This window comes from Pseudoalteromonas sp. 2CM41L, assembly GCF_023161905.1.
GTDB classification, from domain to species: domain Bacteria; phylum Pseudomonadota; class Gammaproteobacteria; order Enterobacterales; family Alteromonadaceae; genus Pseudoalteromonas; species Pseudoalteromonas atlantica.
Genome location: NZ_JALNTN010000001.1, coordinates 491,678 through 513,832, shown reverse-complemented (window position 1 = coordinate 513,832; position 22,155 = coordinate 491,678). Strand labels below are relative to the sequence as shown.

The following is a 22,155-nucleotide window of genomic DNA, read 5'->3' as shown; positions in this document are numbered from 1 at the left end:
TCCTTACCAGGGTATGGCTTCGCCTTGCCAATCTAAATAGGCGGGCTCACCGTTAAGTTCTAAATGAGGGTTATTAAACGTAAATGTAAAAAGCTGTTTAGCTACAAATTCAGCGCTAAAAAGCTTATCCGCAGGCACGTTTTTTTGAAATGGTTTTGAAAGCGCAGTATCGGTAGTGCCCGGATGAAATAACACCAGTTTAGTATTTTTAGCTCGGCGCGCCAGTTCTACCGCTGCGGTTTTAAATAGCATGTTTAAGGCCGCTTTAGATGCGCGGTATGTATACCAACCGCCTAATTTATTATCGTTAATACTGCCCACACGCGCACTGAGCGCCGTTATAGTGCACTGCGTTTTATGTGTTAACAGCGGTAAAATGCTCTGCAAGCACAGTAAGGGAGTGAGTGTGTTGGAATTAAATAATTCATTAAAATAGTCTGCGTTTAGCTCTTCTAGCTTTTTTTCTGGCATGTGGTTTTTATTGTGCAATGTGCCATTAAACATAACGACTTGTTGAATCTCGGCATTTTGCTCTTTTAAGTAAGTTGTAACCTTGGCTAAGCTTTGCGCTGTGTAATCGCTCTTTATGTAAACAACATTACTATTTGTATCTGCCTTTTTTGAGCTAACACATATAACTTGCACTGTGGGTGCATTTATTTGTAGGTGCTCAATATAAGCTTGTGCTATTGCGCTGCTGGCACCAAATAAAACAATTGTTTTCATTGTTTGTCCTTTGTATTAACAGTGCATTGGCCGTTTAAACATGAGGCGTTTGGCATGAGCAAACGGCTTATTTTTTGTCTGTGTTTTGCAAAAAACATATAGGCGGCATCAGCGAAGTAGCGAATTATTGGCAAGCGAAAAATTTTCAACCAGCGGTATTTTCCTACTGTTCTCCACGCTTGATAGGTAACATCTAAGCCGTAAATCATCTCGCCAGTTGGTAACTGTGCATGCAATATAGCCATGGCCTTGTTTTTATTAACACTTGGATAACGTGCGCTAAAATCGTGGCTATTAAGGTCTTCTAAAACAATTTTATGTTTAGTATCAGCATCTTTAAGGTGCTGCATTTCGGTATTGCAAAGCGGGCAGCTGGCGTCGTAAAAAATGATCATAAAAGCCGTTTTCTAATAATTTACATATAGCTAATTACGATTCACCATTGCAAATGGATCTATTAAATCTGCGCTCATGATGATATTAATAGCATTCCATGAAACAAAGGAGACTGAGAAATGAGTGAACAATATGCCGCCTTGCGAGGTAATGTTAATTTACTTGGGCAGCTACTAGGACAAACTATTAAAGATGCCCAAGGCCAAGCGATTTTAGATAAAGTAGAGGAAATTCGCGCTTTATCAAAGTCATCTCGCAGTGGTAACGAAGACGACAGACAAGCGCTAATTGAGGTACTACATGCGCTTAGTGATGAAGAGCTTTTACCGGTTGCCCGTTCATTTAATCATTTTTTAAATTTAGCTAATGTAGCAGAGCAGTTCCACACTGTTTCGCGTTTTAATGATGTTGGTTTTTGCCAACTAAACCCTCTCACTCAAACATTAAAAACGTTAACTGCAAAAGCAAAAGAAGGCCAATTAGATAGTAATCATCTGGCCGAAACACTCTCAAAACTCCACATAAACTTAGTATTAACCGCTCACCCAACCGAGGTGACGCGCCGTACAATTATTAATAAGCACGTAGAATTAAGTGATTGTTTAGCATCGCTTGAGCGCAAAGACAATTTACCACAAGAGCGTGAAGCTATTTTAAACCGTATCGCTCAGCTTATCAGCCAAGCATGGCACACCGATGATATTCGTCGTTCTCGCCCAAGCCCAGTTGATGAAGCTAAATGGGGATACGCTGTTATTGAAAACAGCTTATGGCATGCTGTGCCACGCTTTTTACGTGAGTTTTCAGATCAAGTTAAAGAGCATTTAAGTTTAGAGCTTCCGATTGATTACAGCCCCATTGAGTTTACCTCTTGGATGGGCGGAGACCGTGACGGTAACCCATTTGTAACCGCACAGGTAACACAGCAAGTACTTGACCATGGTCGTTGGATGGCACTTGATTTATACAGCCGTGATATTGACACGCTAAGCGCAGAGCTGAGCATGTCAGATGCAAGCGATGAGCTAATTGAGCTGGCAGGACAAGACTTTGAACCTTATCGCGCTGTACTTAAAAAGCTTAAAAACCAAGTCTCTGAAACAGTGGTGCATTTAGGTGCAAAAATTAAGAATAAGCGCAGCGATTCAGAAGACTTAATCACTGATATAAATCAAATCAAGCACCCAGTAGAGGTGTGCTATCGCTCTTTATTAAAGTGCAACATGAAAGTTGTCGCCGATGGTTTATTACTTGATTTACTGCACCGTATAAATAGCTTTGGCCTGCGTTTGGCAAAACTTGATGTACGCCAAGATTCAGACCGCCACAGCGATGTGTTTTCTGAGCTTACACGCCACCTAGGCTTAGGCGATTACAACCAATGGCAAGAGCAAGATAAGCAAGCATTTTTGCTTACCGAGCTTAACTCACGCCGTCCGCTTATTCCTAAAAACTGGCAACCAAGTCCAGAGGTGCAAGAAGTACTCGACACCTTTGATGTAATAGCTAAGCAAGATGAAAAAACATTTGGCTTGTATATTATTTCAATGGCGCGTACCGCCTCTGACATTTTAGCTGTACAACTGCTTTTAAAAGAAAGTGGCTGTCAGTTTGATTTACCAGTAGCGCCTTTGTTTGAAACGCTTGACGATTTAAACGCCGGTAGCGATGTAATTACCACGTTGCTTGATAACGTATGGTACCGCGGGCATATTAAAAATACCCAAAATGTCATGATTGGTTATTCTGATTCAGCTAAAGATGCCGGCATGATGGCCGCAGGCTGGGCACAGTACGAAGCAATGGATAAACTAGTGCAGCTTGCCGATGAGCGCGGCATTGAACTTGTTTTATTCCATGGTCGTGGTGGTACGGTAGGGCGCGGTGGTGCGCCTGCTGCACAAGCACTGCATTCACAACCGCCTGGTTCATTAAAAGGTGGCTTGCGTGTAACTGAGCAAGGCGAAATGATCCGCTTTAAGTTTGGTTTACCCGATGTAGCACTGCAAAGTTTAAACATTTACGCGGGTGCCGTACTGCAAAGTAACTTATTACCACCGCCAGAACCTAAGCAAGAATGGCGTGAAGTGATGAAGTTGATAAGCGAGCAGTCGTGCGATCACTACCGTAATGTGGTTCGCCATGATGAAAACTTTGTTCCTTACTTTAGAATGGCAACGCCTGAGCTAGAGCTGTCTAAATTACCATTGGGCTCGCGTCCTGCGAAACGTAACCCAAATGGTGGGGTTGAGAGCTTACGTGCTATTCCATGGATTTTTGCATGGAGCCAAAACCGTTTAATGTTACCTGCATGGCTTGGTGCATTAACAGGCTTAAAAGCGGCACTCGATAAATACGGCATAGAAACACTGCACGAAATGAGCTTGCAATGGCCATTTTTCAGAGCACGTCTTGAAATGCTAGAAATGGTATTTAGTAAAGCCGATAGCTGGTTAAGTGAGCATTACGATAACGCGCTGGTGGAAGACATGTACAAACCACTAGGTATCTCGTTACGTAAAGAGCTAGAAGAAGCAATTAGCTTAGTGCAATCGCTTAGCCCACAAAATAGCTTATTGGCAGATCAACCATGGATAAAAGAGTCGATTGCGCTGCGTAATCCGTACACCGATCCGCTTAATGTACTGCAAGTTGAGCTGCTGCGCCGCTCGCGCTCAAGCGATAAAGTAAGTGAAGGTGATATTGATAATGCATTAATGATCACCATGACAGGTATTGCTGCAGGTATGCGCAATACTGGTTAGTCTACTTTAACTAAAAAACAGGGGAGCACAGTGTGCTCCCTTTTTTGCTGGCATTTAGGCGCCTAACCTTTTAAACTACTTAGCCATTAAATAATTATAATATGTTATGGCATCAGCAACTTTTACTGTGCAACAAGACACAGCACTCACGAATTCACATATCTCACTAAGCGTTACGCAAACTCAAGCATTACGCAGCCAATTAAAAGCCCAGCGCGGTATTTTACATCCTAACGATATTAGCCAATTATGCGCGCAACTTAATGTATCTGATGACGCGTTATTACAAGGTTTAGTGCCTTTAGCGTCTGAATTTTCGGTGGCTCCTGTTTCTCATTTTCATGTGGGAGCGATTGTTAAAGCACTTGATGAGCAAGGTGATATAAATTTTTATTTTGGTGCGAATGTTGAGTTTGATCACCAGGCGCTTAGTCTAGTCGTGCATGCAGAGCAGTCGGCGATTAACAATGCGTGGTTAAATGGCGCAAAAAAAATACTAAAAATAGCAATTAGCGATGCCCCATGTGGCTATTGCAGGCAGTTTATGAACGAACTGGCTGATGCAAAAGAGTTTGATATTTTACTACCAGATCAGCACTTTAAATTAGCTGATTTATTACCGCATTCATTTGGCCCCACTGATTTAGGCAACGATTTTAGCCTGTTTAACCCAAAACAGCAGCAACACACATTTGCAGATACAGCCCTTGATGAAAAACTAGCAGCCATGGCGCTAATGGCCTACGTACCTTACAGTAACAACTTTAGCGCAGTTAAAATAAGCACCTTTAATAATGGTGACTTTTACGGCAGTTACGCAGAAAACGCGGCTTACAGCCCAAGCCTTTCGCCACTTCAAAGTGCGCTTAGTCAATTGTTTTTAGCGGGTCTTAGCTTTAACGATAAAACGATTAAAGCAATTACACTGTTAGAAACCCAAGGTCATGAAAACCAAGGGGGAGTAGCACGTGCGGTACTTGCAAGCTTTAGCAATTTGCCAGAAATAGAAGTGATTAGCGCAAAGCTAAGGTAACCAGAATTTAGGGTAAGCTAAAAACATTAAAGCACAGCAATTGCTGTGCTTTATGCGTTTTATTAAAGCGCTAAAAAGGCATTAGCCTAATAGTACTTTTGCAGCTTCTAATACCACGGCCACAGATTTCTTCTCAATTTCACCGTGATCAACATTTGGAATTTCTTGGCGAGTACGGTTAACCAATACACCGGCAACACACGCCGCTTTAAGGCCTAGTGCTGCACACATGGTAAATAAGGTAGCAGACTCCATTTCGTAGTTCATCACGCCTAGGTTTTGCCACTCTTCACAGCTACCTTGTAATGACTTAGGTACATAACCCGAGTGCGTATCGTAACGCTCTTGCCCTGGGTAGAATGTGTCGCTTGAGGCAGTAATACCAATGTGGAAGTCGATATCTAGGTTTTTACACGCTTGCACCATAGCTTGAGTGGCAAAAAAGTCAGATACTGCAGGGTAGCTAAGTGGTGCAAAGTGTTGGCTTGCGCCATCTAAACGCACAGACGCTTGGCTTACTAAAATATCACCTTCATTAATATGTGGCTGAATTGCCCCAGTAGTACCAATACGTAAGAAAGTACGTACGCCAAGCTGTGCCAGCTCCTCTACAGCAATAGAGGTTGAAGGGCCGCCAATACCGGTTGAACAAATCACCACAGAGTGACCATTTAACTGGCCTAAATAAACATGAAACTCACGTGTTTGAGCAAGGCAGGTTGGGTTGTCTAGGAATTGAGAAATGCGTGCAGCACGATCTGGGTCACCAGGGACAATAGCAAGTTCAGCCCCTTTTAAATCGTCAATACATAATCCTAAGTGAAATACCTTTTCCATAACTAAGCCTTTTTATAAAAATTTGTTGTCAATCTAGCATCATTACGGCAAATGTAAACTAAGTACAGGACGTATGTCCGATGTTGAAAAATACTTATAAATGATGGCTTTATTCATTCACATTGAATATTAAATCAAAGGCTTAAAGTTCGTTAAAAGGCGGGTGGTTGACTTGTTTATTGAGAGTCTATATGTATTGATTATGGTGATAATTTAAATTTATCAATACGTGGTTTAAAGCGTTTTTAGTTATTTAATAACAAACAGTTACGGTTTTATTTTAGCTTTTTTTAACGGCTTTTATATAAGCGCATAAATAATGCTTGAGCAATAAGTGAGCGCATTGCGCGTTATTTGCAAATAGGCCGATAATTTTAGTTTTTGCATAACTAATCAAAACCACATGAATAAAACACACAAGTATAGGATTTATTATGAGCACACAATTTGACGCGTTTAAACGTAAAGTAGAGCACTGTTTATGTGCACCTGGCGATGGTGTATTTACAGTTAATACCGCGAAAGAGCGTAAAGCGGCATTACGTAATAAATTGTATGGGCAAAGCGAAAATGTTGATGTTTTGTGGCGCGATTCTTTAACACAATTACCCGAATCTCCTCACAAAGCGGTTATGTTAGGTATTAGCTCAGATTGTGGCGGCGGTATTTTACGTGGAGCAAACTGGGGGCCATTATTTTTACGCTCAGCCTTGATTGATCAGCAAACCCAGTGCCGCTCTTTTGATTTAGGTGATGTACGTGTTATCCCGCATTTATTGCATGATAAATACTTAAACGACGCCACAATTTCAAACTGCCAAAAAGCCCTATACGGCGATAAAAACGATGATTACTACGTAAGCCCACTTTCTATTACCGAAGATGTGTGTGACAGCTTTTACGCCACATTTAAAGATAAAGGCATATTTGGGATTGGGGGCGATCACTCAATTAGCTACCCGCTAACTAAAGCGTATTTAAAAGCTAAGCGTGAGCAAGGCAAACGTACCGCTATTATTCATTTTGATGCGCATACCGATTTATTAGTAGAGCGCTTAGGGATAGATTTATGTTTTGGCTCGTGGTGTACGCATATATTAGAGTTTTTACCTGCACCGCATCATTTAATCCAGTTTGGTATTCGCTCAAGCGGTAAACCTAAATCGCACTGGGAAAGCACCTTTGGTGTAAAACAACATTGGGCTAATGAAATTATAGAGCGTGGTGCAAAAGCGGTTGCTGATGAAACCATTGCGCAGCTTAAAGCCGATAACGTAGATGAAGTGTACGTAAGCTTTGACATAGACGCACTCGATGCCGAATTTGCCTCAGCAACGGGCACACCAGAAGATAACGGCTTAACCCCGCAACATGCACTTGATATTCTACAAGCTATTGCCGATGAGTTTCCAATTACTGGCGCCGACATGATGGAAATAGCGCCATTTACCGACAGCTCATTAGTAGGCCAAGCAAGTTCAGAAACAACATTACGTGAAGGCGCTAAAATTTCAGCGTTCTTAATTAGTGCAATGAATAAATAGCAAGTTATTCTTTAAAAAATCTAGTCCTATCAGCGCATAGGGCTAGGTTAAAAACTAGCGGTTCGGTTACCCTCGGCTATAGTTGGTGTATATCTGTTTTAGTTTTGAGGCGAAGCTAAATGAAGCTGTACTTATTTTTGTTGTGTTTTGCATGCATAAGGCTTAATGCAGCTGAAATTACAATAGTGACCGAAGTATTCCCCGACTTTCAATACATTGACGAAAACAACCAACTTGCAGGGCGCTCTGTAGATAAAGTGAGAAACGCGCTCGCCAATACAGATATTAAATACACTATGTTAGCGCACAGTTGGGCTGTGTCTTATAACGCAGTATTAAGAGATACGAATACCTGTATATTTTCTATTGTAAGGTTACCTAAGCGAGAAGATAAGTTTAGCTGGGTGGCTGAGCTTGAAAGTTTTGACTCTGCTATTTATGCCCTTAAATCACGAAACATTCGCTTAAAAACGCTTAACGACGCTAAAAAATATAAAACAGCGGTGCTTAGGGATAATTTTAGCCACCATTATTTGTTAGAGCGTGGCTTTAGTGAAGCTAAAAACTTATTGATAATTGATAGCTTAGACAAAATAGATAAATTAATAAGCACACGGCACGATATTCTCGACTTTGTTATATTAAGTAAAAAACAATTTAACTACCGCGCACAGTTTGAGCCAAAGCTTAAATTATTAGAGCCTATATTTACGCTCAATACACAACACTCCCCCCTTTACTTTGCCTGTAATAAAAACATGCCGCAAAGCCTACAAGATAGACTCGCGCTGGCATTCGATGAAGCAAAAAAGCAAAATAAACAACGCTAACTCAATGACTTATTAATTTAGCCTGTAAAAGCATAAATATAAATTGCCGCGTTTAAAAAAGCGTCTATAATCAGCTGCTTTTTATTGAAAAAGCGCTAACTTTTGGAGCGTTAAATGGGTGATTTAATCGGGATTAGCTTATTGATCTTGATCAGTGCGTTGTTTGCCATGTCGGAAATTGCTATTGCAGCGTCGCGTAAAATTAAACTGCGGGTAATGGCCGATGAAGGCAGTGATAACGCAGCCGCGGTATTAAAACTGCAAGAAAACCCTGGGGCGTTTTTTGCGATGATCCAAATTGCCCTAAACGCGATTGCTATTTTAGGCGGAATAGTGGGCGAGCAAGCGCTATCGCCTTATGTACAAAGTGTATTGGTGCTTTTTTATCAAGGTGTACACCTTGAAAAAATTAGCTTTTTATTTTCGTTTTTTACCATTACCTCGCTGTTTATATTATTTGCGGATTTAATGCCAAAGCGTTTAGCGATGATCATGCCCGAAGCGGTGGCTGTGCGTGTGGTAACAATAATGCGATGGGTTACTTTTGCACTTACGCCATTAGTGATGTTTTTTAATGGTTTAACTAATTTTGTACTGCGTTTATTTAAAGTACCCGCAGAGCGAGAAGACATTGTTACCACCGAAGACATTGTGGCGATGATGGATGCGGGCGCAGAATACGGCAGCTTACAACAACAAGAGTATGAGCTAATTGGCAATGTGTTTGAACTAGAAGCACGCTTTTTATCAAGTGTAATGACCCCACGCGACCAAATAGTTTATTTTGACTTAAATGAAAGCAGCCACGATATAGCCACCAAAATTATTGAAAATCCCCATAATCATTTTTTAGTGGTCTCGGGTAATTTAGATAAATTACGCGGCTCTGTTGAGTCAAAAGATATACTACGACAAGTACTAAAGGGTGAGCCAGCTAATATTAAGCAAGAGCTGATTGAAACAGACGTGTTTTATTTACCTGAAACCCTAAGCCTGTCCGAGGCGCTAAATGCATTTAAAAGTGCTGCAAAACCGTTTGCTGTGGTAGTAAATGAATATGCCTTGTTAGTCGGTATTGTTACCGTAAAAGATTTAATGAAAGGGTTTATGGGAGATTTAATTACCCACCAAGGCGATGAACTTATTATTGCCCGCGATGAGCACTCATGGTTAGTGGATGGCTTAACCCCGATTTCTGATTTAGCAAAAGTATTAGGCATTGAAGAGTTTCCCGATCAAATGCACTTTGAAACCGTGGCTGGCTTTTTAATATACACAATGAAGCGTATACCTAAACGTGCTGAGCACTTTACCTTTAATGGCTTTAAATTTGAGGTGGTTGATGTTGAGGGCATAAGGGTTGAGCAATTATTGGTGTCTCGTATAAGTAAATAGTTATAAATTTGTATTAAAGCCAAGCTTAGCTTGGCTTTTTTGTTGCAGGTTAATAAATAACGCACCGCAATAAAGTTTATTTTTCATACTTATCCGTTTTATTTTTCATCAAGTTAACACCTTCTACAACCTATGGCGTAGTTTAATTTTGCAACTGTAAGTTAGTGTAAATTTGCACCCGTTTTAATTTATTCTCGTTTAGATTTACTTTAGAATGATCGTTCACTCTAGACATAAATAGACTAAAAGGTATTTAACATGCAGCGTTCTCGCATCGCTTTATTTGTATTAACAGCCCTCGTTGGATCTGTTGCTTTAACAGGTTGCGACCAAGCAGCTGACTCGCAACAAGCTTCAGCTCCACAAGCAGTACCTGTTGGTGTAATTACATTAAAAAGCCAAGCGCTTACACTAAAAAAGGAGCTTCCCGGTCGCATTAGTGCTTTTCAAATTGCGGAAATCCGCCCGCAAGTAAGTGGCATTGTGCAATCGCGTTTATTTAAAGAAGGTGCTCAAGTTAAGCAAGGCCAAGCGCTTTATCAAATTGACCCCGCTACGTTTGAAGCTGACCTAGCAGCAAGCGAAGCAGCTGTTGCCCGCGCTGAGGCAAGTATTGCCAGCACTAAATCAAAAGCGTCGCGTTATAGCGAGCTTTTAAAAATTAAAGCCGTAAGTCAGCAAGACTTTGACGAAGCAGATGCAGCGCAAAAGCAAGCACAAGCAGAGCTATTAACGGCGAAAGCACAGCTTAAATCGGCGCAAATTAACCTAGACTACAGCCATGTATCTTCTCCAATAAGTGGCCAAATTAGTAAATCGAGCGTTACTGTTGGTGCGCTTGTTAGCGCTAATCAAACAACAGCACTGGCAACAGTGACCCAGCTTGACCCTATTTATGTTGATTTAACCCAATCAAGCAACGAGCTAACTCAACTTAAAAAAGCTATTTCTTCAGGTTCATTGAGCGTTGATTCACAATCGCAAACAGATGTTGAACTGCAAATGGAAGATGGCTCAACTTACCCACTTAAAGGCACGTTACAGTTCTCTGAAGTGACAGTAGACCCAAGCACAGGGTCGGTTACTTTACGCGCTAAATTCCCAAATCCTGATAAGTTATTATTACCGGGTATGTATGCACGTGCCTCTGTGGTTGAGGGCGTAAAACAAGACGCTATTTTAGTGCCGCAACGTGGGGTTAGCCGTAATACAAAAGGCGAGCCAACAGCCATGGTTGTTAGCAAAGAAAACACCGTTGAAAGCCGCGTTTTAAAAGTAGACAGAACGATTGGTTCAAACTGGTTAGTAACCGACGGGCTAAGCGATGGCGATAAACTGATTATTGAAGGGTTACAAAAAATTCGCCCTGGAGCGCCGGTAACACCGACTGAAGTTTCACCATCAGCAACAGCTGACAAAGCGCAATAACGGAGAGTTTTAATGTCACGATTTTTTATCGACAGACCCATCTTTGCATGGGTACTTGCTATCGTGGTTATGCTTGCAGGTGTTTTAGCTATTCAAAGTTTACCAATAGCTCAATACCCGTCAATTGCCCCGCCGGCAATTAGTATTACTGCAACATACCCGGGCGCATCAGCACGTACCCTAGAGGATACGGTTACCCAAGTTATTGAGCAAAAAATGAAAGGCCTTGATGGTTTGCTATATATGTCATCGACTTCTGAGTCGAGTGGTTCAGCAACCCTTACGCTTTCATTTAGCGCCGAAACTGACCCGGATATTGCACAGGTACAAGTGCAAAACAAGTTAGCCACAGCCACCCCTTTGCTACCTGAAGAAGTGCAAAGGCAAGGTGTATCGGTGGCTAAGTCTGCACGTAACTTTTTAATGGTACTGGGTTTTGTATCAAAAGATGGCAGCATGACGAATATCGATATTGGTGATTATGTGTCATCTAATGTTCAAGATATTGTTTCGCGTGTTGAAGGGGTAGGTGAGGTTCAGCTGTTTGGTTCTCAGTATGCTATGCGTATTTGGTTAGACCCAGCTAAGCTGCAAAACTACAAGTTAACCCCTGCTGATATTAGTGCATCAATCAGTGCTCAAAACGCCCAAGTGTCTGCTGGGCAATTAGGCGGCATGCCTGCGGTTGAAGGTCAGCAACTTAATGCTACCGTTACTGCACAAAGCCGTTTACAAACAGCAAAAGAGTTTGAAGACATTATAGTTAAGGCAAACGCCGATGGCTCGTTTGTACGCCTTGAAGATGTAGCCCGTGTAGAGCTTGGTGGTGAAAGCTATCGTGTTGTAGCGCGTTACGATGGACAACCAGCATCGGGCTTAGGTATTAAGCTTGCCAGTGGGGCAAATGCACTCGATACCGCAGAAGGTGTAAAAGCTGCTATTGAAGAGTTAAAAGCGTTTTTTCCTGAAGGCTTAGATGTTGTTGTTCCTTATGATACTACTCCGTTTGTTTCGTTATCGATTGAAAAAGTAGTGCATACATTAATAGAAGCGGTTGTGCTGGTATTTGTTGTTATGTATCTGTTTTTACAAAACTTCCGCGCTACGCTTATTCCAACTATAGCTGTACCTGTGGTGTTGTTAGGTACTTTTGGTATTTTGTACGCGTTTGGCTATTCAATAAATACATTAACCATGTTTGCGATGGTACTTGCCATAGGTCTACTGGTTGATGATGCGATTGTTGTAGTAGAAAACGTTGAGCGTGTAATGAGTGAAGAAAAACTCTCTGCGCTTGAAGCAACACGTAAATCGATGGATGAAATTAAAGGCGCGCTAGTGGGTATTGCCATGGTGCTGTCGGCTGTATTTATTCCGATGGCGTTCTTTAGTGGCTCTACCGGTGTTATTTATCGTCAGTTTTCTATTACGCTGGTATCAGCAATGGGGCTCTCGGTATTAGTAGCACTTATTTTAACACCTGCATTGTGTGCCACGCTTTTAAAGCCTAGCCACGTGCATGATAATAGCTCGATGTTTGGCCGTTTTTTCAGTGGTTTTAACCGCGGGTTTGATAAAACAAATGCCGGCGCGCAAAGTTTTGTAAGCCGTATGATCCGCTTATCTAAGCGCTACCTTTTATGTTATGGCCTTATTGTTGCGGGCATGGTGTATATCTTTTCAAGCCTACCTACAGCGTTTTTACCTGATGAAGACCAAGGTATTTTGTTTAACCAGGTTTCACTGCCTGCAGGCTCAACTACCGAAGAAACATTAGAAGTGGTTAAAAAAGTAGAAAACCACTATTTAAACGATCAATCTGAAGCTGTTAACGGTATTTTTACGGTAACCGGATTTAGCTTTGCAGGTTCTGGTCAAAACTCAGCAATAGGGTTTGTAAACTTTAAGCATTGGGATGAGCGCGAACGTGATGATTTATCTGTGCAAGGTGTGGCAGGTAAAGCAATGGGCTATTTCTCAACGATTAAAGAAGCGTTTGTGTTTGCTTTCCCGCCGCCAGCCATTGTTGAGCTAGGTACTGCAAATGGTTTTAATATTTTTTTACAAGACAGGGTTGGACTTGGCCACGATGCTTTATTAGCAGCGCGTAATCAATTACTTGGTTTAGCGAGTCAAAGCCCAATTTTGGCGGGTGTACGCCCTAACGGACAAGAAGATATGCCCGAGCTGCAACTTGATGTTGACCTTGCTAAAGCACAAGCACTCGGAGTGTCTCAGGCTGATATTAACAGCACGCTATCAACTGCGTGGGGTAGTAGTTACGTTAATGACTTTATTGACCGTGGCCGCGTTAAAAAGGTCTACCTTCAAGGTGAAGCGCAAGGACGTATGGTGCCAGAGGATTTAAACAAGTGGTATGTACGTAATGACAGCGGCGATATGGTGCCATTTTCAGCCTTTGCAAGTTCGTATTGGACCTATGGTTCACCACGTCTTGAGCGTTATAACGGCTTTTCAGCAATGGAAATTCAAGGTACTGCTGCACCAGGTTACAGTACTGGTCAAGCAATGGATGAAATGGAGCGCTTAGTTAAACAACTTCCTAATGGAATTGCCTCTGAGTGGACGGGTATTTCGTTTCAAGAGCGCTCTAGCAGTGGCCAAGCACCGTTACTTTACGGTTTATCGCTATTGTTTGTATTTTTATGTTTAGCAGCGCTTTATGAAAGCTGGTCTGTACCGTTTGCGGTTATGCTTATTGTGCCATTAGGTATATTTGGAGCTACGGTTGCCGCGGTAATGGCAGGTTTATCTAACGATATTTATCTTCAGGTAGGTTTATTAACCACCATAGGATTAGCCTCTAAAAATGCAATATTAATCGTAGAATTTGCGATTCATAAAATGCAAGAAGGCTTAGGGTTGGTCGATGCGGCTATTGCAGCAGTACGCTTACGCTTACGTCCAATATTAATGACCTCAATGGCCTTTATTTGTGGTGTTATACCGCTTGCTATTGCCTCAAGTGCCGGTTCAGGTGCGCAAAATGCACTGGGTATTTCGATTATAGGTGGTACGCTTGCCTCTTCTATTTTAGTGGTGGTATTTGTGCCGTTATTCTTTGTTTTAGTTCGTCGTGTATTTCCAATGAAAAACAGCGACGATAAAAAGGAGAGCGCACAATGAGCATTAAACGCTTCACTTTAAGCGCAATTACATTAGTTGTTTTAAGTGGCTGCCAACTAGCCCCTGAGCAACAAGACCTTGCTTTACCAGTGCCAGATACTTATGTATCTGACACTGAGCAAGCAGCAGCGCAGCAGTTACATTGGCAGCAATTTTTTAATGATGAAAAATTGCAAACCTTGATTAGCTTAAGCCTTGAGCATAATAAAGATATGCAAATCGCGGTATTAAATGTGCAGCGTGTACGAGGTTTATATCAAATTGAAGATTCGGGTTTATACCCTTCATTAGATTTTAATGGTGGGGCTACGCGCCAACGTTTACCGGCTGATTTAACCAGTACGGGTGAAGCAGGTATTAGCTCACAATACAGCGCAACGGTTGGTATTACCTCTTATGAATTAGATATTTGGGGTAAGGTACGTAACCAGTCTGAGCAAGCCCTGCAAAACCTCTATAACACTGAGCTTACGCAATACAGCACGCAAATTTCACTCATTGCTGAGCTTGCCAATGCTTGGTTAAACTACGCAACTGACTTACAGCTATTAGAGCTTGCTAAAGAAACATTAAGCTCGCAGCAGGAGTCGCTCTCGCTTACGCAAAAAAGCTTTGATTTAGGCGCTACATCGGCAATTACGCTTGAGCAGCTTAAAAGTACGGTTGCCACTGCAAAAGTAGATATAGCAACATATAAACGCTTGTTAAAGCGTGATAAAAGCGCGTTAGATTTACTGGTAGGGCGTCCTGTATCGAGTGATTTATTACCGACTAACTCGTTAACTAATTTACTGGATTTACCAGAAGTACCTGTTGGTTTACCCTCTGATTTATTAACGCAGCGCCCTGATATTAAAGCCGCTGAGCACGCTTTATTAGCCGCTAACGCGAATATAGGTATAGCGCGTGCGGCGTTTTACCCAAGCATTAGCTTAACCGCAACTGCGGGCAGTACGTCTAGCGATTTAAGTGGCTTGTTCGATTCAGGCTCAGGGACGTGGAGCTTTGTACCGTCAATCAACTTACCAATTTTTACTATGGGACGTAACCAGGCAAACCTTGATGTGGCAAAGGCCGATCAAGAAATTGCGGTGGCGACGTACCAGCAAAAAATTCAAAATGCGTTTCGTGAAACTGCCGATGCATTAGCAGATAGAGAAGGCTACAAAGAGCAACTTGATGCCCTCGATATGCTAATTAGTTCGCGTCAGCTAACGTACGATTTATCAAAAATGCGTTACGAAAAAGGCGCTGATAGCTACCTACAGGTACTTGATGCACAGCGTACGTGGTACTCGGCTCAACAGCAGTTAATAACAGGTCAGCAGGCTTACCTTGCCAGCCAAATTAATTTGTATAAAGCTTTAGGTGGCGGCTGGAATATAGCTAAAACACCTGTGCAAGAGCAGTAAAATGAAAGGTGTTGTTAAGTTAAGCTATGCAATGAGCTTACGCTGTATTAAATATGCGCTTAATACCGGAGTAGGGTTATGAGCACGAAAGCTAAAAGGCATACAGACCCAGCATTAGCACAAGCTAGGCGAGAGCAGGTGCTTAGTGCTGCCTCAGAGTGTTTTAAACGCAAGGGATATCATGGCGCAGGCATGGCCGAAATATCCCGTACGGCAGGCATGAGCGCTGGGCATATATATAACTACTTTGAAAGCAAAGAGGCAATAATTGAAAGTATTATTGCTAAAGACATGGAAGAAATGTTTTCTATCTTTCAGGAGTTTGAAGATCACCCTGGTGATGTTCTGCAAGCGCTTATAGATGGCTTAAACATTGGTGTACAAAGGCATATGGATACCGGTGCCTGTGTGGTTGATTTAGACATGATGGCGGAAGCGGGTCGCAATAGTAAAGTGGCCTCGCTTTTACGAGATATGGATATTCAAGCACGGGGGCGCATGCGTCAATTGCTCACCAGTGAACGTAGTGCACTTAAAGACACTGATGAACACGAACTTGAAAGCCGCATTAACGTTATTTTTTCGATGATGGCGGGGTTACTGCTTCGTAAGATGCTCTACCCTGAGCTCACCGAAGAAACGGTGTTAATCGCGCTAAGGCCTGCGATGAAAACCTTGCTCATGCCGTTTGATAAAACCAAGTAATAGAAAACTAAAAAGCGAGTCAAACGACTCGCTTTTTAATGCTAAATACGCTCTATGCACCACAATAGTGCCATTGCAGCGATAGCAAGGGAGCCAATTGGCATCACCCATTTTATGTAAATAGGTTTATTGCGCATGGTTAGTAACACCGGTAGTGCAATACACAGTATACTCAGCTGCCCAAGCTCTACGCCTAAGTTAAACGCTAAAATGCTGAGCAATTGATAATCGCTCGAGAGCCCAAGCTCACCCAGTACACTGGCAAAGCCCATTCCATGTAACAAACCAAACGCAAAAGTAAGCCAGCCAAGGCGTAATATAACCGGCCATACATTGTTTACAGCCGCAAATAATACCGAGATTGCAATACCTAGCTCTACCCAGCGGCTACTTGGCGAAACAAGATTAAGAGCCGTAGCAGTAAGGGTAAGTGAATGCGCAAGGGTAAACGCAGTCACAATCCACGCAGTGTGCTTAATAATGTGCTTTTTACTTGCTATTGCCTGCCAGTGACTTTCAGTGCGTGTTAAAACGCAGGTTAAAAGTAGTGCGATTAAAAATAAAATATGGTCAATGCCAATCCAAATATGCAACACGCCTTGATAAACATATTGGTTAAAAGTCGTTAAATAACTCGATTGCTCAGTGGTAAAAGTGTGCTGTTGCTCATCTATAGTGAAAACCCGCGAAACCTGATTTACATTTACAATAACTTTGTGGTTTGCGTCTTGGTTAAAAAAAGCGCGGTACGTTAACGTTACATCTGCATCAGTGTTACAGCTAAAAACTAGCGGCAACACTAAATATGCTTCATTAAAATGATTATCTAATTGGTAGTTATCGGTAATTGTTAATGGGCAAGTTTGCTCATTTTGTAAAACCGATAGAGTATTTTTGGCATAGCGATTAATAGCCGTCTTTTGTGATTTTAATTCGCCCCAGCTTATTTGGGTGTCTTGGTTAACATCAAGCGCAACTTGTTGTTCTAAATCGCTAATATTTATTTGCCAGGTGCCTGTGTATTGCTTTTCGTTGTTGGTATTATCCAGTGAAATGTAGCTTGTGCTCAACTGATGTGCTTGCACGCTAAAGTTGGCAAATAGCGCAACTATAAATAAAACAAATAACGCGTTTATTTTACTCATAAAGAATCCCTAACCATCGTATTTGCTTGGCTTAGTAAGTGTTTATCTGTACTCATTTTTGCTTGCTGCCAATTTATATTTGCCCAGTATTGTGCCTTGGCTTGGTTTGCTTGTACATGAATATAGTAGTTAGCTAAGTCGTTGGCATGGAAGGTATCTTGGCGTTGTTCACGTAATCTTACGCGCTGTTGCATGAGCGGTTGCCACACCGTATTAGTGTGCTTATTACTACGTTTTTCAGCTATGGCTAACTTGAGCAAAATAGCGTCTTCAAGCGATGAGTGGCTATTGGCAAGTTTACCGAGTGTATTAAGCACTTTTTCAGGGTTGTTTTGCTGCAGTTGAATATCGGCCCACAGCACAATAAGGCTCACCGGGGCTGTGTTTAAATCAATATTATTTATATGCTGCTGCGCACGGGTGAATTTATTGAGTCTAAACGCCATTTCGCTGAGCACATGTTTTGTCGTTAAGCTGCTGTTTTTGTTTTGCGTAAGCTTAACTAACGCGTGATAACTTTCACTCAGTTTGCCCTGTTGGCTTTGTACATCTAGCACACACGTGCTGGCCGTTAATAGGCTGGTGTTACCAATTAATGCCACGCAATGGCGCTTAGCTTGTTCAAATTTGCCTTGTGTCATCAACATATTAGCGAGTAATAAATGGGTGTTTACATGATCTGGCTGGGTTTTTAATACGTTATTAGCAACGTCTATGGCACGAGAAAACGCATGCTCCTTTTGAAGTACCCGTGCATATAAATAACCGCTTTGTGCAGTCGCAGAAGCGGTATATAGATTTTTTAAGCGTTTTTTTAATACACCTTGATAGCGCTCTGTTTGGCCTATGTATTGGCTATTTAGCACCAGCGCAGTGAGTTGCTCCAGGGTTAAATTAGCACTTAATGTTGCATTGCTTGAGGCAATAATTGCGTTATCTTTTGGGGTAATTGGTTTTGCAAGCACGTTATTTACACACAGTGCAGCGCAAAAAACAAAGAGCATTTTTTTATAATGACTGCGCATTGTTTTATCCTCTTAAAAAAGCCATCCATGGCCATCAGCTTAATTTACTTACTGAGTTAGTTACCAGAAGCGCCCGATGAAATACCGCTTACGTCTGTGTCTGTATTGATAAAGACACGTCCGTTGGTAGATAGCGGTTGCGCAGTGGGGCTTTGATTAAATGCATCGCTTGCAAATTGTGCAAAGTCCACTTGCAGTGCTTCAATGGTTATATTTACCGCTGCAGTCACTTGCTGGTTAACACCGTCTGATACACCAAACATAAAGCTGTCGCTACCGGTTGCTTCTTTGTTTGGGGTATAGGTAAAGCTGCCATCGCTATTTACTACAGCGTTACCTAATGTCGGCTGCGAAGTTAATGTGTATGTTAATGTATCGCCATCAGCATCGGTTGCCACTAACATGTCGTTAATTTCAACCTCTGTTTGTGTGGTTAACATTGCATCACTAGCATTGGGCGCAGAATTTACAACCGGTGTGGGTTGTTTGTTATCATCATCACTGCTACACGCGCCTAGTGCCAAAGCGCATAACAATATACTGCTATGGGTAAGGTTTAAATTACGCATACGTTACTCCTTATTTAGAGCCTGCAAGTGGGGTGGCTAAGTATGGGAAAGTGGCATCCATCATGCTCGCATCAACTGGAGCACCATCAGTGAATGGCACTGTACCTACATCAGCATCCTCTGGTGTACATAGACCTAAGTCGGTGTCTTCACCATTTACAGGAATAGGGTGACATAAACGCCCCATTACCACGCGAAGTGCAATATCAACGACATCGTCACCTGGACGGCGCCCGTTTGGAAAACCTGCTAAATCATCACCGGCTACACCAAATGCAGACTGATCAGTTTGTGCTGTGGCTGCAATTGCAGTATTTAAACGTAGCATTTCTGATGGCGTTACGGTGGCTTGTTGGTTTACCCCTGCAAAACCAGTTAAAAATGCGGTGATTAAATCAGTACGTGGAAAGTTAGTTGGAGCAAGAGTTTCTAAATTAGCACCAAGTGTGGTATTTACTGCATCTTTAAATAAAATATTTAACAGCTCTGGTAAAGACGGGTGCGAAACGTAATCTAAAAACTGTGCATCGTCTTTAGGATGAGCCGTTGAGAAGGTATCTTTGTCTTTAATACCAATAACTAGCTCATTAACTAATGGATTACCTAAGCGTGAAACCTGCGTTAATGCACCGCCATTTACCGCGTTATCTGCAAATTTAGCGTTAGGGTTTAAAATGCGTGCTTGAGGTAGGCTCGCTGTTGTCCATGAACCAATTACGCCGTTGCCTTCACCTACAATACAGCTTTTAGGCATTTCAACTGCAATTGAGGTAACGTTTTTATCTACGAGGTCGTCATTCTCACTGCTTTGTGTAATCCCTCCAGGGAAACCACCGCCATCCCCAGCACCTGGCGCACTATCACCTTCAACGGGAACGTAATTTACTAAATCGAATGTTTTACCTAAGTTAACGACAAATGGGTCTTTGCGCTGACCAACAAATACTTTGGCCATACTGTCACAGCCTGGTACCGAAACTTGATAAACAAACTGATCTGCATAGGTTTGGTAATCAGCCATTGAACCAAATGTTTTGTCACCAATATAATCAAGCGGTTTATTAAACGTGGTTGAACTGGTGGTGGTATTACTTAATGCTGTACTGGTACCCGTGCGTTGTGGACCGCTTATCATGCTGAGAGTGTATGACTCGCTAAAATTAGCGGCGCTATCATCACCTGCTGCTACACCACCAACGTTTTTAAGAGGTACAGATACAGTACGCTGATTATCTTCTGGGCCAACGGTTAATTGCACACCTTGATTATCGTTTGGCAGCATACTGGTAAAATTAAAGGCAAAAGTAATATCCTCAACTGCATCACCGTCGTTATCAATATGAATACTGTAGGTTGCATCTGGGTCCATAGCAAAGTAGTTAGGGCCGCCGTAGGCATCTTGTAGAGGAATATAGTTGGCAATAAACGTAACGTAGTCGTCTCTGCCTGCTTCATAACTATTAAATACGTAAAAGTCGGTAGAGTCTAAGGTTGGAAAGCGGCTAATGTTCGGCGCTTCACGATGACTTGATGCCTCGCTAGAGGTGCTTACTAAGGTACTGCATACTACTACTGCGAGTATAGATGGAGTTAAAGCTTTCATGACTTTTTCCTTTAGTTTTGATTGGAGTCATAACTAATAACGAAGCAAAAAGCACAATGGATGCAAAAAAGTTAAATATTTTTTTATTTTGTTAATAAAGGGGTGTTTAACGTTCAAGATTAAATTTTCAGCAGGCTGTTTTATATTTAGATAATGAAGTGATAAAGAGGCTGAAGCGGTTTGGTTATATACTCATTACAGGGGGGGTATGCAATTAAAATAACGCAGCAGGTATTGAGCACACAATATGATAAACATCGCAGTGCGATTAAGCCTACTTTAGTTTAATCAAATATTAATGGTTAAAAGGCGCTAGACCCCAAGGTAAATAAAAAGGTTGGCCAAACAAAGTTTGACCAACCAGTTGCGTTTATTAAGTTATAAAATAACTAAATCTGTCGTGTACAGTACTTGTGTTGGTAGGCCGTTTGGCGAGCCACCTAAAGGCTCTAAGCTAACAGCGAGTAGGGCAATATCTTGCGCTTTAAAGCGCGTGCCTTTGAGTAACTGTTTTTCACCGTTTTTAGGCAGTAGACCCAACGAAATTGGCGTGTCTTGCCCTTTTAAAATCATCCACAGCTCGTAGTCTTTATCGGTTTGCGCAACGAGTTTATCACTGGCTTTAACCGATAATGTTTGCTCATCTACGTTAATAAACCACAGTGATTGCTTATCTTGATTTTGTACTAAAGCAATTTGTTGGCTGTATTGGGGCTGAGTTGTGGGCTGAATAACCAAAAATGCTAAGATAATACAGGCAGCTGTAGCTATAAATGACCAATTGCGCCACAGCGATGTAGCTGGTTTGATCACCGTTTTAGCGGGTTGGTTGGTGTGTTCTAATGTATTTAAAATATTCTGCCACACTTGCGCGCTGGGTGTTTGAGGCGTAATTGCACTGGCTAAATCATTTAAATTTTGCTCCCACATTATAGTGGCTTCTCGGGCTTGCGGTAAGCTGAGCATTAAGCGTTGAAAACGTTTTCGTGCCAGGCCTTTTAAAGTACCTAATACATACTGCCCTGCTAAAGCATCAAGTAATTCTGGTTTATTATAATTCATAATGTTAAACACCTCTGCAACTGCTGCAAACCACGCCTGATCCAGCTTTTAACTGTGCCTAAGGGCGTTTCTATGTGATTGACTAACTCACCATGGCTTAGCCCTTTGTAATAGGCTAAATGAATGGCTTGTTTTTGTTGGGGATCAAGTTGCTCAATACAATTAACAAGTTTGGTTTGTTCGTCGTAACTAACATCGACTGCTTGTTCGTCGTATTCATCATCACCCATTGCCTGCTCTTTTCTTACCTTGTGATAACGCAATGCATCTAAGCTGCGGTATCTCACAATGCTTATCATCCAGCTAATAACTGTGCCTTTAGATGAGTTGTACTCTGACGCGTTATGCCAAATTTTTATAAATGCCTCTTGCAGTACTTCTTCTGCGTGCGCGCGGTTTGAAAGCATATTTAAACTAATCGCAAAAAGCTTTGCGCTTGTTTGCTGATACAAGTCAGCAAACGCGGCTTTGTTACCCTGTGCTGTTTTACACAAAAGGGGAGGTAAATTGTCGTTTTCCATAAGGTTCCTGTT

The 22,155-nt window shown here is 41.9% G+C and carries 18 protein-coding genes; 9 read left to right on the top strand and 9 right to left on the bottom strand.

The genetic code is table 11. The features are described 5' to 3' along the window. Positions 1-3 precede the first annotated feature (3 nt). Positions 4-726: an SDR family NAD(P)-dependent oxidoreductase gene (locus tag MTF64_RS02265; RefSeq protein ID WP_248450372.1), complete on the bottom strand. Its 723-nt coding sequence runs from the start codon at positions 724-726 to the stop codon at positions 4-6. Then, complete coding sequence (locus MTF64_RS02260) at positions 723-1,121, bottom strand: DUF393 domain-containing protein (protein WP_248450370.1); 399 nt, start codon at positions 1,119-1,121, stop codon at positions 723-725. The genes MTF64_RS02265 and MTF64_RS02260 overlap by 4 nt, the downstream gene beginning before the upstream one ends. Positions 1,122-1,241: 120 nt before the next feature. Between MTF64_RS02260 and ppc the strand changes: the two genes are divergently transcribed. Together ppc and cdd are read left to right on the top strand one after the other, a co-directional pair. Then, a complete protein-coding gene (gene ppc, locus MTF64_RS02255) occupies positions 1,242-3,887 on the top strand; it encodes a phosphoenolpyruvate carboxylase (protein ID WP_154945467.1) in 2,646 nt (881 codons plus the stop codon). Between the two features lie 106 nt (positions 3,888-3,993). Beyond that, on the top strand, positions 3,994-4,920 hold the full coding sequence (gene cdd / locus MTF64_RS02250) for a cytidine deaminase (RefSeq protein ID WP_055253932.1): 927 nt from the start codon (positions 3,994-3,996) through the stop codon (positions 4,918-4,920). A gap of 81 nt (positions 4,921-5,001) precedes the next feature. On the opposite strand, the gene udp is transcribed toward cdd, so the two are convergent. Beyond that, positions 5,002-5,757, bottom strand: coding sequence for a uridine phosphorylase (gene udp, locus MTF64_RS02245; RefSeq protein WP_004588758.1), 756 nt, complete (start codon positions 5,755-5,757; stop codon positions 5,002-5,004). A gap of 434 nt (positions 5,758-6,191) precedes the next feature. On the opposite strand from udp, the gene MTF64_RS02240 reads away from it, so the two are divergent. From MTF64_RS02240 to MTF64_RS02210, 7 genes are all read left to right on the top strand, one after another. After that, positions 6,192-7,301 (top strand): arginase family protein, encoded by a 1,110-nt coding sequence (locus tag MTF64_RS02240; RefSeq protein WP_024031934.1) that lies wholly within the window; start codon positions 6,192-6,194, stop codon positions 7,299-7,301. Positions 7,302-7,420: 119 nt separating this feature from the next. Continuing rightward, positions 7,421-8,131: a transporter substrate-binding domain-containing protein gene (locus MTF64_RS02235; RefSeq protein WP_126009061.1), complete on the top strand. Its 711-nt coding sequence runs from the start codon at positions 7,421-7,423 to the stop codon at positions 8,129-8,131. Positions 8,132-8,245: 114 nt separating this feature from the next. After that, positions 8,246-9,526, top strand: a complete 1,281-nt coding sequence (locus MTF64_RS02230; protein ID WP_248450369.1) for a hemolysin family protein — start codon at positions 8,246-8,248, stop codon at positions 9,524-9,526. Between the two features lie 258 nt (positions 9,527-9,784). Next, complete coding sequence (locus tag MTF64_RS02225) at positions 9,785-10,954, top strand: efflux RND transporter periplasmic adaptor subunit (protein ID WP_064386607.1); 1,170 nt, start codon at positions 9,785-9,787, stop codon at positions 10,952-10,954. A gap of 12 nt (positions 10,955-10,966) precedes the next feature. Continuing rightward, positions 10,967-14,101 (top strand): efflux RND transporter permease subunit, encoded by a 3,135-nt coding sequence (locus MTF64_RS02220; RefSeq protein ID WP_024031930.1) that lies wholly within the window; start codon positions 10,967-10,969, stop codon positions 14,099-14,101. Continuing rightward, the gene (locus MTF64_RS02215) at positions 14,098-15,513 is read left to right on the top strand and encodes an efflux transporter outer membrane subunit (RefSeq protein ID WP_248450367.1); all 1,416 of its coding nucleotides are present in this window, start codon (positions 14,098-14,100) and stop codon (positions 15,511-15,513) included. The genes MTF64_RS02220 and MTF64_RS02215 overlap by 4 nt, the downstream gene beginning before the upstream one ends. Positions 15,514-15,591: 78 nt before the next feature. Then, positions 15,592-16,218, top strand: a complete 627-nt coding sequence (locus MTF64_RS02210; protein ID WP_154945473.1) for a TetR/AcrR family transcriptional regulator — start codon at positions 15,592-15,594, stop codon at positions 16,216-16,218. Between the two features lie 41 nt (positions 16,219-16,259). On the opposite strand, the gene MTF64_RS02205 is transcribed toward MTF64_RS02210, so the two are convergent. The 6 genes from MTF64_RS02205 to MTF64_RS02180 form a co-directional block, all read right to left on the bottom strand. After that, positions 16,260-17,363 (bottom strand): HupE/UreJ family protein, encoded by a 1,104-nt coding sequence (locus MTF64_RS02205; RefSeq protein ID WP_248450365.1) that lies wholly within the window; start codon positions 17,361-17,363, stop codon positions 16,260-16,262. Then, entirely contained in the window at positions 17,360-18,388 is a 1,029-nt protein-coding gene (locus MTF64_RS02200) for a tetratricopeptide repeat protein (protein ID WP_248450363.1), read from the bottom strand. The genes MTF64_RS02205 and MTF64_RS02200 overlap by 4 nt, the downstream gene beginning before the upstream one ends. A 56-nt stretch (positions 18,389-18,444) precedes the next feature. Next, entirely contained in the window at positions 18,445-18,957 is a 513-nt protein-coding gene (locus MTF64_RS02195) for an Ig-like domain-containing protein (protein WP_138579117.1), read from the bottom strand. Between the two features lie 10 nt (positions 18,958-18,967). Further along, a complete protein-coding gene (locus MTF64_RS02190) occupies positions 18,968-20,560 on the bottom strand; it encodes a DUF4331 domain-containing protein (protein ID WP_029771656.1) in 1,593 nt (530 codons plus the stop codon). A gap of 378 nt (positions 20,561-20,938) precedes the next feature. After that, positions 20,939-21,622 carry an anti-sigma factor gene (locus MTF64_RS02185; RefSeq protein WP_248450362.1) on the bottom strand — a complete coding sequence of 228 codons (684 nt, stop codon included), beginning with the start codon at positions 21,620-21,622 and terminating at the stop codon, positions 20,939-20,941. Next, positions 21,619-22,143 carry a sigma-70 family RNA polymerase sigma factor gene (locus MTF64_RS02180; protein ID WP_248450360.1) on the bottom strand — a complete coding sequence of 175 codons (525 nt, stop codon included), beginning with the start codon at positions 22,141-22,143 and terminating at the stop codon, positions 21,619-21,621. Before MTF64_RS02180 ends, MTF64_RS02185 begins: the two co-directional genes overlap by 4 nt. Positions 22,144-22,155 lie beyond the last annotated feature (12 nt).

What these genes read in the sequence shown, in the direction of transcription:
- MTF64_RS02265 (WP_248450372.1), bottom strand. Translation starts at nt 726, where the DNA reads ATGAAAACAATTGTTTTATTTGGTGCCAGCAGCGCAATAGCACAAGCT.
- MTF64_RS02260 (WP_248450370.1), bottom strand. Translation starts at nt 1,121, where the DNA reads ATGATCATTTTTTACGACGCCAGCTGCCCGCTTTGCAATACCGAAATG.
- ppc (WP_154945467.1), top strand. Translation starts at nt 1,242, where the DNA reads ATGAGTGAACAATATGCCGCCTTGCGAGGTAATGTTAATTTACTTGGG.
- cdd (WP_055253932.1), top strand. Translation starts at nt 3,994, where the DNA reads ATGGCATCAGCAACTTTTACTGTGCAACAAGACACAGCACTCACGAAT.
- udp (WP_004588758.1), bottom strand. Translation starts at nt 5,757, where the DNA reads ATGGAAAAGGTATTTCACTTAGGATTATGTATTGACGATTTAAAAGGG.
- MTF64_RS02240 (WP_024031934.1), top strand. Translation starts at nt 6,192, where the DNA reads ATGAGCACACAATTTGACGCGTTTAAACGTAAAGTAGAGCACTGTTTA.
- MTF64_RS02235 (WP_126009061.1), top strand. Translation starts at nt 7,421, where the DNA reads ATGAAGCTGTACTTATTTTTGTTGTGTTTTGCATGCATAAGGCTTAAT.
- MTF64_RS02230 (WP_248450369.1), top strand. Translation starts at nt 8,246, where the DNA reads ATGGGTGATTTAATCGGGATTAGCTTATTGATCTTGATCAGTGCGTTG.
- MTF64_RS02225 (WP_064386607.1), top strand. Translation starts at nt 9,785, where the DNA reads ATGCAGCGTTCTCGCATCGCTTTATTTGTATTAACAGCCCTCGTTGGA.
- MTF64_RS02220 (WP_024031930.1), top strand. Translation starts at nt 10,967, where the DNA reads ATGTCACGATTTTTTATCGACAGACCCATCTTTGCATGGGTACTTGCT.
- MTF64_RS02215 (WP_248450367.1), top strand. Translation starts at nt 14,098, where the DNA reads ATGAGCATTAAACGCTTCACTTTAAGCGCAATTACATTAGTTGTTTTA.
- MTF64_RS02210 (WP_154945473.1), top strand. Translation starts at nt 15,592, where the DNA reads ATGAGCACGAAAGCTAAAAGGCATACAGACCCAGCATTAGCACAAGCT.
- MTF64_RS02205 (WP_248450365.1), bottom strand. Translation starts at nt 17,363, where the DNA reads ATGAGTAAAATAAACGCGTTATTTGTTTTATTTATAGTTGCGCTATTT.
- MTF64_RS02200 (WP_248450363.1), bottom strand. Translation starts at nt 18,388, where the DNA reads ATGCGCAGTCATTATAAAAAAATGCTCTTTGTTTTTTGCGCTGCACTG.
- MTF64_RS02195 (WP_138579117.1), bottom strand. Translation starts at nt 18,957, where the DNA reads ATGCGTAATTTAAACCTTACCCATAGCAGTATATTGTTATGCGCTTTG.
- MTF64_RS02190 (WP_029771656.1), bottom strand. Translation starts at nt 20,560, where the DNA reads ATGAAAGCTTTAACTCCATCTATACTCGCAGTAGTAGTATGCAGTACC.
- MTF64_RS02185 (WP_248450362.1), bottom strand. Translation starts at nt 21,622, where the DNA reads ATGAATTATAATAAACCAGAATTACTTGATGCTTTAGCAGGGCAGTAT.
- MTF64_RS02180 (WP_248450360.1), bottom strand. Translation starts at nt 22,143, where the DNA reads ATGGAAAACGACAATTTACCTCCCCTTTTGTGTAAAACAGCACAGGGT.